11 protein-coding genes and 1 pseudogene are annotated in these 15,821 nt (G+C 58.1%); 8 read left to right on the top strand and 4 right to left on the bottom strand.

Annotated elements, in window-relative coordinates; all coding sequences use genetic code 11:
- Window positions 1-12 precede the first annotated feature (12 nt).
- Both AEQ67_RS04015 and AEQ67_RS04010 read right to left on the bottom strand, forming a co-directional pair.
- Window positions 13-642, bottom strand: coding sequence for a hypothetical protein (locus tag AEQ67_RS04015; protein ID WP_059402600.1), 630 nt, complete (start codon window positions 640-642; stop codon window positions 13-15).
- Between the two features lie 186 nt (window positions 643-828).
- Window positions 829-1,260: a nuclear transport factor 2 family protein gene (locus AEQ67_RS04010; RefSeq protein ID WP_059402599.1), complete on the bottom strand. Its 432-nt coding sequence runs from the start codon at window positions 1,258-1,260 to the stop codon at window positions 829-831.
- A 225-nt stretch (window positions 1,261-1,485) separates the two neighbouring features.
- Between AEQ67_RS04010 and AEQ67_RS04005 the strand changes: the two genes are divergently transcribed.
- From AEQ67_RS04005 to AEQ67_RS36635, 6 genes and pseudogenes are all read left to right on the top strand, one after another.
- The gene (locus AEQ67_RS04005; protein WP_059402598.1) at window positions 1,486-2,229 is read left to right on the top strand and encodes a DUF72 domain-containing protein; all 744 of its coding nucleotides are present in this window, start codon (window positions 1,486-1,488) and stop codon (window positions 2,227-2,229) included.
- A 109-nt stretch (window positions 2,230-2,338) separates the two neighbouring features.
- Window positions 2,339-2,971 (top strand): CDP-alcohol phosphatidyltransferase family protein, encoded by a 633-nt coding sequence (locus AEQ67_RS04000; RefSeq protein ID WP_059402597.1) that lies wholly within the window; start codon window positions 2,339-2,341, stop codon window positions 2,969-2,971.
- Window positions 2,958-3,557, top strand: coding sequence for a lysophospholipid acyltransferase family protein (locus AEQ67_RS03995; protein WP_059402596.1), 600 nt, complete (start codon window positions 2,958-2,960; stop codon window positions 3,555-3,557). Before AEQ67_RS04000 ends, AEQ67_RS03995 begins: the two co-directional genes overlap by 14 nt.
- Complete coding sequence (locus AEQ67_RS03990; RefSeq protein ID WP_059402595.1) at window positions 3,554-4,501, top strand: phosphatidate cytidylyltransferase; 948 nt, start codon at window positions 3,554-3,556, stop codon at window positions 4,499-4,501. Before AEQ67_RS03995 ends, AEQ67_RS03990 begins: the two co-directional genes overlap by 4 nt.
- A gap of 155 nt (window positions 4,502-4,656) precedes the next feature.
- Window positions 4,657-5,412, top strand: a pseudogene (locus AEQ67_RS36640) (MCP four helix bundle domain-containing protein); the annotation flags it as partial.
- Window positions 5,407-6,270, top strand: coding sequence for a methyl-accepting chemotaxis protein (locus tag AEQ67_RS36635; protein ID WP_442965628.1), 864 nt, complete (start codon window positions 5,407-5,409; stop codon window positions 6,268-6,270). The pseudogene AEQ67_RS36640 and the gene AEQ67_RS36635, both read left to right, overlap by 6 nt.
- 164 nt (window positions 6,271-6,434) lie before the next feature.
- Here the strand turns inward: AEQ67_RS36635 and ilvD are convergent, their stop codons facing one another.
- Window positions 6,435-8,117, bottom strand: coding sequence for a dihydroxy-acid dehydratase (gene ilvD / locus AEQ67_RS03980; RefSeq protein ID WP_059402593.1), 1,683 nt, complete (start codon window positions 8,115-8,117; stop codon window positions 6,435-6,437).
- A 691-nt stretch (window positions 8,118-8,808) separates the two neighbouring features.
- Between ilvD and mqo the strand changes: the two genes are divergently transcribed.
- Together mqo and AEQ67_RS03970 are read left to right on the top strand one after the other, a co-directional pair.
- Window positions 8,809-10,461 (top strand): malate dehydrogenase (quinone), encoded by a 1,653-nt coding sequence (gene mqo / locus AEQ67_RS03975; protein ID WP_059402592.1) that lies wholly within the window; start codon window positions 8,809-8,811, stop codon window positions 10,459-10,461.
- Window positions 10,462-11,517: 1,056 nt separating this feature from the next.
- The gene (locus tag AEQ67_RS03970; protein ID WP_059402591.1) at window positions 11,518-12,921 is read left to right on the top strand and encodes an MFS transporter; all 1,404 of its coding nucleotides are present in this window, start codon (window positions 11,518-11,520) and stop codon (window positions 12,919-12,921) included.
- Between the two features lie 390 nt (window positions 12,922-13,311).
- On the opposite strand, the gene katG is transcribed toward AEQ67_RS03970, so the two are convergent.
- Window positions 13,312-15,567, bottom strand: coding sequence for a catalase/peroxidase HPI (gene katG, locus AEQ67_RS03965; RefSeq protein ID WP_059402590.1), 2,256 nt, complete (start codon window positions 15,565-15,567; stop codon window positions 13,312-13,314).
- Window positions 15,568-15,821: the final 254 nt, after the last annotated feature.

Here is a 15,821-nt window from a genome sequence, read left to right as displayed (position 1 = left end):
CCTCGCGCGGTATCAGAACTTGTCCGGGAATTGCTTGACCAGTGCGGCCGTCAGCGCGTCCGCCAGCGCCACGATGTGGCTGCGCATCATCTGCCAGGTACGTGCTTCGCCGGCGTAATCGTGGGCGGCGAGTTCATCGACCTGGGCGACATGGTGGCCGCCGTGGGCTGCCAGCATGGTCACCAGTGTGGCTTCAGGCAGATTGGGGTTGGCTTTGGCCAGGAACGCCGCGATGGCCTTGGCATTACTGGTCAAATCCGCGACGGCGGCCTGCTTGCCTTTTGCGTCTTTGGCGACTGTGGCGTCGCTGTAGTGTTTCACCGCGCCCCAGTGACCGGCAAGCAGCTTGAGCAGTTGATCAGCAGCGGGCTGGCCGTAGAGCGGAGCGATGCTGTTGGCGATTTGCGTGGCATTCTCGACGACTTGGTCGGCGGCGACTTTTGCTTGCTGTTTATCAGCGGCCTGGTTAGCGATTGCGTAGTTTCTGATCCAGAAAATATGCTCGACCCACAGATCGCGCAGGGCCAGGCGTGTGGTCAGTGCAGCGCTATCGGCAGCCGGGGAGGCGGCGGGAGGTGTTTGGCTCCAGGCCGGTTGAGCGCAGAAAGCCAACAGCAGTAAAGCCAGGATCTTGATGTTCATGACGGCACCTCTGTTTTTGGAATTGTTCGACAAAATCAATTAAAGCATATAAATATGTTTTTATTGGCTTGTGGTCGAACTCACAGATAAGCGGTCGTGTAACGCCTGTTTGATATCGGCGATGGAAATGAGGAGAGCAGGGGACCGTGACTTTTCAACCACCGCGTCCCCTTCATTAAACAACCATCAGAACTTGAACGCTTGTCGTCCTACCAGTAACCATTTGCCTTTCTGTTTTTGCCAAATCTGGAAGTTCTCGATTTCGGTTGGAATCACTTCGGTGCCCTTGAGGGCTTGTGCCGAGAAGTGGTTGCGGACCAGCGCGACATCGCCGGACACGGTGATGGTCTGGTTCTGCATCTCGAGTGTTTTGAACGCACTTGCTCCAGTTTCGATATCGGCAATGAACGCTTTCTTGTCCTGGATCTTCCCGCTGGAATGCCCGTAGGTCAGGTTCTGGGCGGTCAGCGCTTCGAGTTGGGAAATGTTCTTGTGCAGCATGGCTTGGGTCAGATGGTCAACAGCTTGCGCAACGTCCTTGTCTCCCGAAGCCGGGGTGGCCGCGACGTAGCCGCTGAAGAGGCAGAGAAAACCAACCAGCAATTTGACGTTTTTCATCGGTGTTTCCTTGTTGTTGTAGGTCGTCGTACAACCTAGCATGAGATTCAAGAAAAACGAACTTGCACCGCAGGCTTTTTCTCCAACGTTCAGGTCCGGGAAACGTTAGCCACATCGCGTACCTGTAGGCGCTGGCTTGCCAGCGAAGAGGCCCTCAAATTCGACGTTGCTCATAAGGCCGCCTTCGCTGGCAAGCCAGCTCCTACAAGGTGTGCGTGAAGGGGAATGAATCAGATGTCAGCGATTTACGTGGGTTGTGCCGGGTGGAACCTGCCGCGTGAATACTGGCCGTTGTTTACCGGGCACGGCACACACTTGCAGCGGTATGCGTCGCACCTGTCTGCGGTCGAAATCAACAGTTCGTTTTATCGCCCGCATCGGCCGCAAACGTATTTTCGCTGGACACAGTCAGTGCCAGCGTCATTTCGTTTTTCGGTCAAGGTGCCCAAGGTCATTACCCATGTGCAGCGATTGCAGGGCTGCGAGCTGTTGCTGGACGAATTTCTTGCTCAGTGTTCGGCGCTGGGAGAATCGTTGGGTTGCCTGCTGGTTCAGTTGCCGCCGTCACTGGTCTATGACGAAGCGATCGCCACAGCTTTTTTCCAGGCATTACGCCAACGTTTTGCAGGAGCGGTGGTGCTTGAGCCTCGGCACGCGTCCTGGCTGAGCGCGGACGATTTATTGATCGAGCAGAAAATCGGTCGGGTCGCGGCTGATCCATCGCCGATTCCCGGTGGAGGATCTCCGGGCGGCTGGTCGGGAATTCATTACTGGCGCCTGCATGGCTCACCGCGTATTTACTACAGCGACTATGACCCCAGCCGGCTACAGGCGCTGGCTGAGCACGTACACACGTCGGCCCGCGAAGGCATCGACACCTGGTGCATTTTCGATAACACCGCCGGCGGTTTTGCCGTGGGTAACGCGCTGACCCTTCAAGCGTTGTCAGCGTCCATCAGCACACTTTAGGAAGCGTCTGACATCAATTCGCGGGTTCCCTTGTTAGGGTTGCACTGAACACTCAACTCGCCACTACACTGCATCTTCAGTACGTCACCTTTGATAGGGACTTTGGCACATGGATGAAAACAGAAGACCGATCAAGACGCGCTCTGCGGGCTGGGCTAAACGCGTTACCGCCATCCTGGTGAAAAAAAACATTTCCCCCAATCAGATCTCCGTCACCAGCATCGCTTTTGCGCTTTTTGGTGCTGTGGCGCTGAATATTGATAGCGGTGTCATGGGCTCGATTTGCTGCGCCGTGGGCATTCAGTTGCGCCTGCTGTGCAATCTCTTCGACGGGATGGTCGCGATGGAGGGCGGCAAGCAATCCGCCATCGGCAGTCTCTACAACGAGTTTCCAGACCGGATTGCGGACAGCCTGCTGATCGTGGGGCTCGGGTATGCCATCGGCTACCCGGACCTCGGCTGGTTTGCTGCACTGGCTGCTGCGCTGACCGCCTATGTGCGGGTGTTTGGCGGCTCCATCGGCCTGCAGCAGAGCTTCATGGGCCCGATGGCCAAGCAACACCGGATGGCCGTGATGACGGCGGGGCTTTTGCTGAATGCCATCGAAGCGAGCGTTTATGGCACTCACTATGTGCTGTTGATCGCTCTGTCCATCATCGCCATCGGATCAGCCGCAACCTGCGTCACGCGAACGCTGGCAATGTCCAGGCAGCTAAAGGATGCCCGCCATGTGGATCAGTAATGCGCTGATTTCTGTCCTTCGATTCGTCATCGGCGTCACGGCCCGGTGGGAGAGCCCACCGGATCTCACTCGGCAAAAAATCTACTTTGCCAATCACACCAGTCATATGGACACCCTGGCGATTATTGCTGCGCTGCCGCCCGAAGCCAGGATCAATGTGAAGCCGGTCGCTGCCGCCGATTACTGGGGGAAGAACAGGTTTTTGTCGTACATCTCGCAGAAAGGGCTGAATGCCGTGCTGATCGATCGTCAGGCGGCCCCCGGTCAAAACGCGCTGGCACCCATTTTTGAGGTGGTGCAGGCCGGCCACTCGATCATCATTTTTCCAGAAGGCACTCGATCCAGCCAGGCCCTGCCCGGGGCGTTCAAATCGGGTCTTTACCGGCTGGGCGAGACCTTCCCCGAGGTCGATCTGGTGCCTGTCTACCTGGAAAACCTTTATCGCTCCATGCCCAAAGGCAAACACGTGCCTCTGCCCATCATCTGTACGATCCGCATCGGCAACCCGCTGGAAAGGATTGCCGGCGAGGAAAAGCAGGTGTTCCTGGAGCGCGCGCGCGACGCCATAGTGAGGCTGTCCAAATGAGTCTTGAAGCAAAGTTTTTGTGGTTCTTTTTCGGGCTGGCCTGCTTGCTGGCCATTGCTTCGCTCTGCGGTCGGCTACTGGCCAAACGGGCCAAAACAGAAACCTCTGTCTCGACCATCGAAAACCTCAATCAGCGAGTGAATGCCTGGTGGGGGATGGTGATCATCTTTTTCGTTTCCTACCTGCTCGGCGGTAACGCGACGGTGGTCCTGTTCAGCTTTATTTCACTGTTCGCGCTCAGGGAGTTCATCACCCTGACACCCACAACGCTCGGTGACCATAACGCGTTGTTTTCGGCGTTTTTCATCCTGATTCCGTTGCAATACATCCTGATCGGTACGCATTGGTATTCGATGTTCACGCTGCTGATCCCGGTGTACGCATTCTTGTTGCTCCCGGCGATTGCAGTGCTGAGCCAGGACACCGAAGGCTTCCTGGAAAGGACCGCAAAGATCCAGTGGGGTGTGATGATTTGCATCTATTGCATCAGCCACGCGCCAGCGCTTTTGCTCCTGGATCTGCAAGGTTTCACGGGCCAGAACGCGCTGCTGCTGTTTTACCTGGTGTTCGTGGTGCAGTTGAGCGACGTGTTGCAATACGTGTTCGGCAAACTCTTCGGCAAGCACAAGGTAGCGCCGCTGGTGAGTCCGTCAAAAACCGTGGAAGGCTTGGTCGGTGGCGGCCTCTCAGCCACGCTGATTGGCGGCTGCATGTACTGGATGACCCCCTTCAACTTTTGGCAATCACTGCTGATGTCGTTTGTCATTGTGGTGATGGGGTTTCTGGGTGGGCTGGTCATGTCGGCGATCAAACGCAGCCTGAGCGCCAAGGACTGGGGAACCATGATCAAGGGGCACGGCGGAATGCTCGACAGGATGGATTCGATCTGCTTCGCCGCGCCGATTTTCTTTCACCTGACGCGGTACTTCTTTTCCGTCACTTAACGCGTCCTCGATGCTCAAGACCTACCGCATGTCGTAAATAACGGAATGCGTGGCGCCAGGCTTAAATAACCGGCTGGACCGGTCGATAACCTCTACAGAAAAGCAATCTGCAGTTGGCGCCAGCCCGCTGACAACGTGCCGAGAGAGGTGCCACCGTGTCCATAAAATTACGTCTACTGTTGCTGATGGGCACCGGCTTGCTCACTGCCTTGATCATGAGCCTGGTCAGTTATCTGGGTAACACCCAGATGGCTGAAGCGGTGAATGACAACCAGGTCAGCATGACCGCGCTGCGCAATCACCTTGAAGCCGACATGATGCACGACGCATTACGCGCCGACGTACTGTCGGCGATGCTGGTCGGGTTGGGCAAAAGCACCAGCACCAAAGCCGAGGTGCGCAGTTCCATCGATGAGCACGCGGCGCATTTTCGTGAAGTGCTCGGTGAAAACCTCAAGCTGCCGGTTAACGACACGATTAAAGCGGGCCTGAACAAAGTCAAGCCCAGCCTCGACACCTACATCAGTGCGGCTGAACGAATCGTCAGCCTGGCGCTGGAAAATCCCGATGCGGCGCAAAAAGACCTGGGCGCCTTCAGTGCGGTATTCAGCCAGTTGGAAGAGCAGATGGCGGCGCTCAGCGAGCTGATCGAAACCACCACTCAACAGACCAGTGCCGGTACTGCGCAAGCCATTCACAACGCCAACGTCGCCCTCGGCGCTGTGCTGATCGCCAGCCTGTTATTGCTGCTGGTTCAGGGCCGCTGGGTGATTTTGAGTATTCTGGGACCGTTGCGCACTGCCAGCCGCATCGCCGACAGCATCGCCCATGGCAACCTGAGCGAGCCGATTGTCGAACCCACCAGCCAGGATGAAGCCAGCGCGTTGATTCGCAGCCTCGCGACTATGCAACGCGACCTGCGCGGCATGATCGAGGTCGTGCGCAGCAACGCCCATGGCGTCAGCGGCATGAGCTCGCAACTGAGCGATGGCTGCCACGAGGTCGCCGGCAGCAGCCAGCAACAAAGCGCGGCGGCGAGCACCATGGCGGCCGCTGCCAGCGAAATGACCGCGAGCATCGAGGAAATCACCCGGCATGCCGAGCGCGCATTGAACATGGCCAACCAGGCCGAGGCACTCGCCAAGGACGGCGGGCGAGTGATCCATCAGGTGGTCAGCGACATGGACGGCATTGCGCGTTCGGCGCAGCAGTCGGCGCAAGTGATCCGCACACTGGACAAGGAATCCGAAGGCATTTTCAGCATCATTCAGGTGATCAAGGGCATCGCCGATCAAACCAACCTGCTGGCGCTGAACGCCGCCATTGAAGCCGCGCGCGCCGGTGAGCAGGGCCGTGGGTTCGCCGTGGTCGCCGACGAAGTCCGCAGCCTGGCCGGACGCACCAGTGCCTCGACCCAGGAAATTGCCACCATGGTCGCACGCATCCAGCAAAGCACTCGCGAGGCAGTGACCAGCATGGAGGCGGGCGTTGCGCAGGTCGACAAAGGCATGGCTGTGACCGCTGATGTCGAACGCGCGATCCGTGAAATCCTCGAAGCCACGCTGAACACTACGCAACTGGTCAACGACATCACCCGCACCATCGGTGAGCAGAGCCTGGCCAGCAACGAAATCGCCCATCAGGTGGAAATGATTGCCGGTATGTCGGAAGACAACAGCAAGGTGATTGGCCGGACGGCTTCGACGACCGATGACTTGTCGACGCTGGCGGGGCAGCTTTCGCAGTCGGTGGATCGGTTTCGGTTGTGAGGTGGGTGTACGGTCGTTAGATTTTCGGTGTTTTTCAAGGCCTCTTCGCGGGCAAGCCCGCTCCCACGGGGTACATGTCGGACCTTAATGTTGTGACCGACGTGAAACCTGTGGGAGCGGGCTTGCCCGCGAAGGGGCCTGAACATTCAACGGAGAACGACGGGTCAAAGGTATTTATCCGTGACCGCGCCCTCTGAGGCGCTGGACACGGTCTTCGCGTACTTGGCCAGCACTCCGCGTTTGTACTTGGATTGCGGGCGTACCCAGCGAGTCTTGCGCTCGGCCAATTCGGCGTCGGAAACATCGACGGTTATCTGCCGGGTTTCGGCGTCGATGGTAATTTTGTCGCCGTCTTCGATCAACGCAATCGGCCCGCCCTCAAAGGCTTCCGGCGTGATATGGCCGACGACAAAACCGTGAGAGCCGCCGGAAAAACGGCCGTCGGTAATCAGTGCGACTTCCTTGCCCAATCCCTTGCCCATGACCGCCGATGTCGGCGAAAGCATCTCGCGCATGCCGGGACCACCCTTGGGGCCTTCGTAGCGGATCACGATCACATCCCCGGCCTTGACTTCGCCATTTAGAATACCGGTCAGCGCACCTTCTTCGCCGTGATAGACACGGGCGGTGCCTTCAAAGCGCAGGCCTTCCTTGCCGGTGATCTTGGCCACGGCACCGGTGGGTGAGAGGTTGCCGCGCAGCACCACCAGGTGGGAGTCCTTTTTGACGGGGTGGTCGAAAGGCAGAATCACGTCCTGACCTTCGGGGTAGTCGGGCACGTTTTGCAGATTTTCCGCCAGGGTTTTGCCGGTGACCGTCAGTACATCGCCGTGCAGCATGCCGGCTGCCAGCATGCGCTTCATCAGCGGCTGGATACCGCCGATGGCCACCAGCTCACTCATCATGTATTTACCGCTGGGGCGCAGGTCAGCCACCACCGGCGAGACCTTGCCCAGCTCGACGAAGTCATCCAGCGTCAACTCGACGTCCACGGCATGCGCCATGGCCAACAGATGCAGCACGGCGTTGGTCGAGCCGGCGAGGGCGATCACCACTCGAATGGCATTTTCAAAGGCTTTGCGGGTCATGATGTCCCGCGGCTTGATGTCGAGCTTGAGCAGTTCCATGACCTGCTGGCCGGCGCGGAAACTGTCCGACGCCTTGTCGCTGCCGACGGCATCCTGAGAGCTGGAACCGGGCAGGCTCATGCCCAACGCTTCAATGGCGGAGGCCATGGTGTTGGCCGTGTACATGCCGCCACAGGAACCGGGGCCGGGAATCGCCACTTCCTCGATCTGCTTGACCTGGATCTCGTTGATGTCCCCACGCGCATGCTGGCCCACGGCTTCAAATACCGAAATGATGTCGGTGTGCCCGGCGCCGGGCCGAATGGTGCCGCCATAGACGAAGATCGACGGGCGATTCAGCCGCGCCATGCCGATTAGGCATCCCGGCATGTTCTTGTCGCAACCGCCCACCGTCACCAGCCCGTCAAAGCCTTCGCAACCGGCCACCACCTCAATGGAATCGGCGATCACCTCGCGCGACACCAGCGAATACTTCATGCCTTCCGTGCCGTTGGCGATGCCGTCGGAAATGGTAATGGTATTGAAAATGACGCCCTTGGCGCCGGCGGCGTTCGCGCCTTTTTCGGCTTCAATGGCCAACTTGTCGATATGCATGTTGCACGGCGTGACCATCGCCCACGTGGAAGCGATGCCGATCTGCGGCTTCTTGAAGTCCTCGTCGGTGAAACCCACGGCGCGCAGCATCGAGCGTCCGGGCGCGCGTTCCACGCCATCGACCACTTGAGAGGAATACTTGCGCAGATCAACTTTGTCGCTCATGACCGTTCCCCACAGATTCGCCCGAAAATTCACGACTGAGTATAGTCGCCCTCCGTACGATCCTGGCTTGCCAGCGAAATCGACCTGCCGATGTATTCAATCAACCTGCGTAGGAGCTGGCTTGCCAGCGAAGGTCGTCAACGATGACGGTTTTCAACAGGATAAACGTGGCGCTTTTGAGTGCTTCGCTGGCAAGCCAGCTCCTACCTTCGACCGCGTTCGCCCAAACAACTCGATCAACTGTAGGAGCTGGCTTGCCAGCGAAGGTCGTCAACGATGACGCGTTCTAACAGGATAAACCCTGCGCATTCGAGCCCTTCGCCGGCAAGCCGGACTCCTACAGAATCGTGTGGCTGGCAATACCGTGCGCAGACTGACAAGTCGGGAACAGACGCGCGGGTTTGCCGTGTCGTGATATTCTTCGCATTAACTTGGTTTGACCTATTCAGTTTGCGTGTCCTTGCGACGCGCCAACAGAATCACTGTCGCTCAAGTAGCTGAGGCCAATAAAGATAAAAAGTCAGTTCAGTAGGGACATATAAACTGAGGTCGATGCAGTAAGTCGGCCTTGTGTGCCCACCCTCCAATCCTTATGCACGGGAACCCACGACAGGCTGCCTGCGTGCCGTGAACCAGGGGCCTTGTGACTGCGGATGGAAGGGCGGATGGCGTTTTATCATAGGTGCAACAGATGTTTAAAAAAATGAACACAGCCCTGCTGGGGCTGGCTTTGTCGATGGGGATCACGTCCGCGCAAGCGGAAGAGGCAAAGAAAGTCGATGTACTGCTCATCGGCGGCGGCATCATGAGCGCGACCCTCGGTGTCTGGCTCAATGAGCTGGAACCGGGCATGTCGATGGAAATGGTCGAGCGCCTCGACGGCGTCGCCCTGGAAAGCTCCAACGGCTGGAACAACGCCGGCACCGGTCACTCCGCCCTGGCCGAGTTGAACTACACCCCGGAAGACGAGAACGGCAAAGTCTCGATCCCGAAGGCCGTTGAAATCAACGAAGCGTTCCAGATCTCCCGTCAGTTCTGGGCCTGGCAGGTTCAGCAAGGCGTGCTGAAAAACCCGCGTTCGTTCATCAACTCCACGCCGCACATGAGCTTTGTGTGGGGCGACGACAACATCAAGTTCCTGAAGAAGCGCTACGAAGCCCTGCAAGCGAGCCCGCTGTTCGCCGGCATGCAGTACTCCGAAGACCCGGCTGTGATCAAGAAGTGGGTTCCGCTGATGATGGAAGGGCGCGACCCGAACCAGAAAATCGCGGCCACCTGGACCCCGATCGGCACCGACGTCAACTTTGGCGAAATCACCCGCCAGTTCGTTGCGCACCTGCAGACCACGCCGAAGTTCGACTTGAAACTGTCTAGCGAAGTGCAAGACATCACCAAGAACAAAGACGGCAGCTGGCGCGTCAGCTACAAAAACCTGAAAGACGGCACTAAATCCGAAACCGACGCCAAGTTCGTCTTCATCGGCGCCGGCGGCGGTGCACTGCACTTGCTGCAGAAGTCCGGCATTCCTGAAGCCCAGGAATACGCAGGCTTCCCGGTAGGCGGCTCGTTCCTCGTCACCGAAAACCCGGCCATCACCGAACAACACCTGGCCAAGGCCTACGGCAAAGCTTCCGTTGGCGCACCGCCGATGTCGGTTCCGCACCTGGACACCCGTGTGCTGGACGGCAAGCGCGTCATCCTGTTTGGCCCATTCGCGACCTTCAGCACCAAGTTCCTCAAAGAAGGCTCGTACCTGGACCTGCTGACCACCACCACCACGCACAACGTCTGGCCGATGACTAAAGTCGGCATCAAGGAATACCCGCTGGTCGAGTACCTTGCTGGCCAACTGATGCTGTCTGACGAAGACCGCCTCAACGCCCTGAAAGAATACTTCCCGAACGCCAAAGCCGAAGACTGGCGCCTGTGGCAAGCCGGCCAACGTGTGCAAATCATCAAGCGTGATGAAGCTGCCGGTGGCGTGCTGAAACTGGGTACTGAAATTGTTGCTTCGCAAGACGGCACCATCGCCGGCCTGCTGGGCGCATCGCCAGGTGCATCGACCGCTGCGCCGATCATGCTGACCGTGCTGCAGAAAGTGTTCAAGGACAAGGTTGCTTCGCCAGCCTGGCAGGAGAAGCTGCATCAGATCGTGCCGAGCTATGGCACTCAGTTGAACGGTAGCCCTGAGAAGGTTGCCGAGGAGTGGGCTTACACCGCCAAGGTGCTGCAACTGACTCCGCCGCCGGCGATTGGTCAGGTGGTAGCTCCGGCTGCTGCTCCGGCTGATGCTGACAAGGCGAAAGCGCCGAAGGCTAATGCTGCTAGTGATATGGCTTTGTAAGTAGAAGCGAAATCGCAAAGCCCACTGGATCGGTGACGGTCAGTGGGCTTTTTTGTGGGTGGGTTTTGAGGGCTCCGCATTCAGTCAGCATCAGGTCTCAAATCTGCAGCTACAGCGACGGCAAGATCAAAAGATCGCAGCCTTCGGCAGCTCCTACATTGACCGTGTCGTCCCCCAATCCCCTGTAGGAGCTGGCTTGCCAGCGAAGGATTCAAATGCGCCACGTTTATCGTGTTGAAACGCGTCATCGTTAACGACCTTCGCTGGCAAGCCAGCTCCTACAGGAAATGGGTTGACGTGCGCTTTTCACCACTCATCAGGCCGAGCGTTAGCTCGCTTTCAGCTTTTGATTTTGACGCACCGCCCCCTCACGCCCTGAGCCTCTCAGTCAACCTGAAGCTACCTCCATCGGCGCCTCTATCAACGTTGATCCGCGCCACGTCAAAGCCCCCAATCAAGAATCAAGCCTGATTTCGCCAAAGCGAAGCACATGATATTGGTCATCGTACAACGTAGGATGCCGATCAAAACCCCACGCATGGCCGTCTACACCCCACAAATCAAGGGCTACCACCCCCACAACCAGCGCATTCTGTACGAAACTGGAACTTAATCCAGCAGTCTTTATCAAGACGAACGGCCATTTTTCAGATTGACAGCCCAGTACCGAAGTCGATATAAAAGCGACAGTTGTACGACGACAGACGATAAGTCAGCTGTTCAACCCTAAAAATAAAAACGAGTGTCGGCCCCCATCATGAAAACAACCCGCGTACTTACCTCCTCGAATGCCGCTTCCCATGGCTCGATCTTGCCTGCTCGCTCATCCGCCAAACGCCTGAAGCACTAGCTACAAATCCAACCCCGGTCACTGAGAGTTGCGCTAATGCGTCATGCAACCGGTAGCGGGGGGACGTCATTTAGTCGATCGGGTAACACGGTGGAAATCTGACCTGCCTTGACGCGAACTCTCGCGTATTGGCGATGTTCTACGACACAATTGATCTCGCTTGAAACCGAGAGATCATCACCATAATCCAATAATAAAGTGATGCTATGAATCTGAACGAGCCCATCAATCCGCAACGCATAGGCCAGGCCGTTGGCAAATATCGCTGGACGATCTGTGCGCTGTTGTTTTTTGCCACCACCGTCAACTACCTGGACCGTCAGGTACTGAGTTTGTTGGCGCCGGATCTGTCGACGCAATTTGGCTGGAGTAATACCGATTACGCCAACATCGCTTCGGTTTTCCAGTTTGTGTACGCGATTTCCATGCTGTTCGCCGGCCGTTTCGTCGATAAGATCGGCACCAAGACAGCCTATATCGTGGCGATCGGCATTTGGTCGACTGGCGCGATGATGCACGCGTTTTCGGTGCCGATGGGCGAGGGCATCGCTGCCGTGACCAGCGCGTTTGGCCTTGCGGCCATCCCGGTTTCGATTGCCGGCTTCATGCTGTCGCGCGCTGTGTTGGCGATCGGCGAAGCGGGTAACTTCCCGATTGCGATCAAGGCCACTGCCGAATACTTTCCGAAGAAGGAACGCTCTTTCGCCACCGGTATCTTTAACTCTGGCGCGAACGTTGGCGCGGTCCTGGCACCGATCTGCGTGCCGCTGATTGCCGGCCTGTGGGGATGGGAAGCGGCGTTTATCGTCATCGGGATGTTGGGCTTCGTTTGGGTGGCCGTCTGGATTGCCTTGTACGAGAAGCCGGAACAGCAAAAACGCTTGTCGGCGCAGGAACTGGCCTACATCCGCAGCGATGATACGGTCGAAGTGGTCACCGCGCCGGTGGCGGGCGAAGTCGTCAAAAAAGTCTCGTGGTTCAAGTTGCTGACCTACCGCCAGACCTGGGCCTTTGCCTTCGGCAAGTTCATGACCGACGGTGTGTGGTGGTTCTTCCTGTTCTGGCTGCCAACCTATCTGTCCGCGCAATATGGCATGAAGGGCCAAGCCATCGTGTTGCCGCTGGCCGTGTTGTACAGCATGACCATGGTGGGCAGTATTGGCGGCGGCTGGTTCCCGAGCTATTTCATGGCGCGCGGCGACAAGCCGTATGACGGTCGCATGAAAGCCATGCTGGTGATTGCGTGCTTCCCACTGCTGGTGCTGCTGGCGCAGCCATTCGGTTACATCAGTTTCTGGGTGCCGGTACTGCTGATCGGTGTGGGCGCGTCGGCGCACCAGGCGTGGTCGTGCAATATCTTCACCACCGTGTCCGACATGTTCCCGAAAAAGACCGTCGCTTCGGTGGTCGGTATCGGCGGCATGGCCGGGGGCTTGGGCGGTGTCGTGATGACCAAGATCGGCGGCTGGGTGTTCGACTACTACAAGTCCATCAACGATATTCACACCGGCTACATGATCATGTTTGCCATCTGTGCGCTGGCCTATCTGGTGGCGTGGAGCGTGATGAAGACGCTGGTGCCGCGTCATAAGGAAATCACTGACCTGTAAGCAGCGTTCAGTGCGGTAAAAGGCTCTGTCCCATCTGGATGGGACGGGGCTTTTTTGTTTTTAAGGTCAAAAGATCGCAGCCTGTGGCAGCCCTTACAGGGGTTGGTATCTGATCCGGTTTTTTCTTCGCTTTCTGCATCTGTAATGCACACAGCCCTCGGCTCACAATGACGGCACGGTCAGCGTTCATCGGAACTGCTGCACCGCAAACTCATTATGTAGGAGGCCTCAATGGGCAAGATGGCGATTTTCCTCGGTGGATTTCTGGTGTTGACCATTTTGATTGGCGCCCTCGCCACGATCTCTCCCGTTTAGTCGTTCCGCCAATCAGCACACAGCACAACGCCTCCACTCAGGGAGGCGTTGCGGGCTTTCGGCAGTACGCTTGCGTTACTTCAGATCAAAACGATCCAGGTTCATGACTTTGGTCCACGCCGCCACAAAGTCTTTGACGAATTGCTCTTTGGCGTCGCTGCTGGCATAGACCTCGGCCAACGCTCGCAGCTGCGCGTTCGAGCCAAAGACAAGGTCGACACGCGTGCCTGTCCACTTCACTTCACCCGTTTTACGATCACGCCCCTCAAACTCCTCGTTAGCCTCCGAGACCGGTTTCCACTCCACGCCCATGTCGAGCAGGTTGTTGAAGAAGTCGTTGGTCAACGCCCCCGGTTGCTTGGTGAAGACGCCGTGCCTGGTTTGCCCGACGTTGGTGTCGAGCACGCGCAGGCCGCCAATGAGCGCGGTCATTTCAGGTGCGGTGAGTGTCAGCAGTTGCGCCTTGTCGATCAACAGCTGCTCGGACGGTACGCGGTATCTGCTTTTGAGATAGTTGCGGAAGCCATCGGCAATGGGCTCAAGGAAACCGAACGATTCCACGTCCGTTTGCTCTTGCGAGGCATCCATCCGGCCCGGCGTGAAGGGCACCGTCACGCTGTGCCCGGCGTTTTTCGCGGCCTGTTCGACGCCGGCGTTACCGGCCAGCACGATCAGGTCGGCCAGCGAGATTTTCTTGCCGCCGCTGTTGAACTCATTCTGGATGCTTTCAAGTTTGCCCAGTACGCTCGCCAGCTGCTCGGGCTGGTTGGCCTGCCAGAATTTTTGCGGAGCCAGACGCAGACGACCACCGTTGGCGCCGCCGCGTTTGTCGGAGCCACGGAAGGTGGAGGCTGCCGCCCAGGCAGTCGATACCAGCTGCGAAACGCTCAGGCCCGAGGCGAGGAGTTTGCTCTTGAGTGCCGCGACGTCACTGTCGTTGACCAGTTCATGGTCGACCGCCGGGATCGGGTCTTGCCACAGCAGTTCTTCGGCCGGCATTTCCGGGCCGAGGTAGCGCGAGAGTGGCCCCATGTCGCGGTGGATCAGCTTGAACCAGGCGCGGGCGAAGGCGTCGGCCAATTGATCGGGATTGGTCAGGAAGCGTCGCGCAATCGGCTCGTAGATCGGGTCGAATCGCAGGGCCAGGTCCGAGGTCAGCATGGTCGGATTGCGCCGCTTGGACGGGTCGTGTGCATCTGGAATGGTGCCGGCCCCTGCGCCGTTTTTCGCTACCCATTGGTTCGCACCGGCCGGGCTTTTGCTCAGTTCCCACTCGAAACCGAACAGGTTTTCCAGGTAGTTGTTACTCCATCGGGTGGGCGTGGTGGTCCAGGTCACTTCCAGGCCGCTGGTAATGGTGTCCGGGCCTTTGCCGGTGCCGAAGCTGTTCTTCCAGCCAAAGCCCTGTTGTTCGAGGCCGGCCGCTTCAGGCTCGGCACCGACATTGTCGGCGGGGCCGGCGCCGTGGGTCTTGCCGAAGGCGTGTCCGCCGGCGATCAGTGCCACGGTTTCTTCGTCATTCATCGCCATGCGACCGAACGTTTCACGGATGTCCTTGGCCGAAGCGACGGGGTCCGGGTTGCCTTCGGGGCCTTCAGGGTTCACGTAGATCAAGCCCATTTGCACGGCAGCGAGCGGGTTTTCGAGGTTGCGTCCCTGTTCGGTACGGCTCTCTTCGTTTTCCCCGGGTTCGGCAACCAGTGGGCCTTCGCCGGGCTCTTGCATGGGTTCATTGTCTTTGCCGTAGCGCGTGTCGCCGCCCAGCCATTTGTTTTCAGAGCCCCAGTAAACGTCTTCATCCGGTTCCCAGACGTCTGGACGACCGCCAGAAAAACCAAAGGTCTTGAAGCCCATGGACTCCAGCGCGACGTTGCCGGTGAGGACGATCAGGTCAGCCCAGGAAATGTTTCGACCGTACTTTTGCTTGATCGGCCAGAGCAGCCGGCGCGCCTTGTCGAGGCTGACGTTGTCCGGCCAGCTATTGAGTGGTGCGAAGCGTTGTTGACCGGAGCCGGCACCGCCACGCCCGTCACCGGTGCGGTACGTGCCGGCGGCGTGCCAGGCCATGCGAATGAAGAGGGGCCCGTAGTGGCCGAAGTCCGCCGGCCACCAATCCTGTGAATCGGTCATCAGCGCGTTCAGGTCTTGTTTGACCGCTGCAAAGTCCAGGCTCTTGAACGCTTGGGCATAGTTGAAGTTCTCGCCCAGGGGATCGGACAGGGACGAGTGCTGGTGCAGGATCTTCAGATTCAGTTGGTTCGGCCACCAGTCGCGGTTCGTCGTGCCACCGCCAGCGGCGTGATTGAACGGGCATTTCGATTCGTTTGCCATCTGTGAGCTACCTTTGGTCGTGTTCATCCGGCTATTCGGCCCAGTGTTGGGCGTTAAACAGCAACGGGCGAAACCAATGACTCAGGCTGCAGGGCCAGCACTTTGATCAACTGATTGTTTTGATGACAGGGGAATTCTGAACAGCGGCAATCGAGTTGCCTGCACGGTGGCCCACGGCAGGTTTAGTCAGGCTTCTGACCCATTCCTATCTCCTTATCAGCTCTTGCCGGCCGGCTTATGGTGCCAGCGCTCAG

Origin of the sequence: Pseudomonas sp. RIT-PI-q (assembly GCF_001297125.1) — a bacterium.
Lineage (GTDB): Bacteria > Pseudomonadota > Gammaproteobacteria > Pseudomonadales > Pseudomonadaceae > Aquipseudomonas.
Note: the sequence above shows the minus strand (reverse complement) of the source record. Positions and strands in the feature narration are given on the sequence as shown.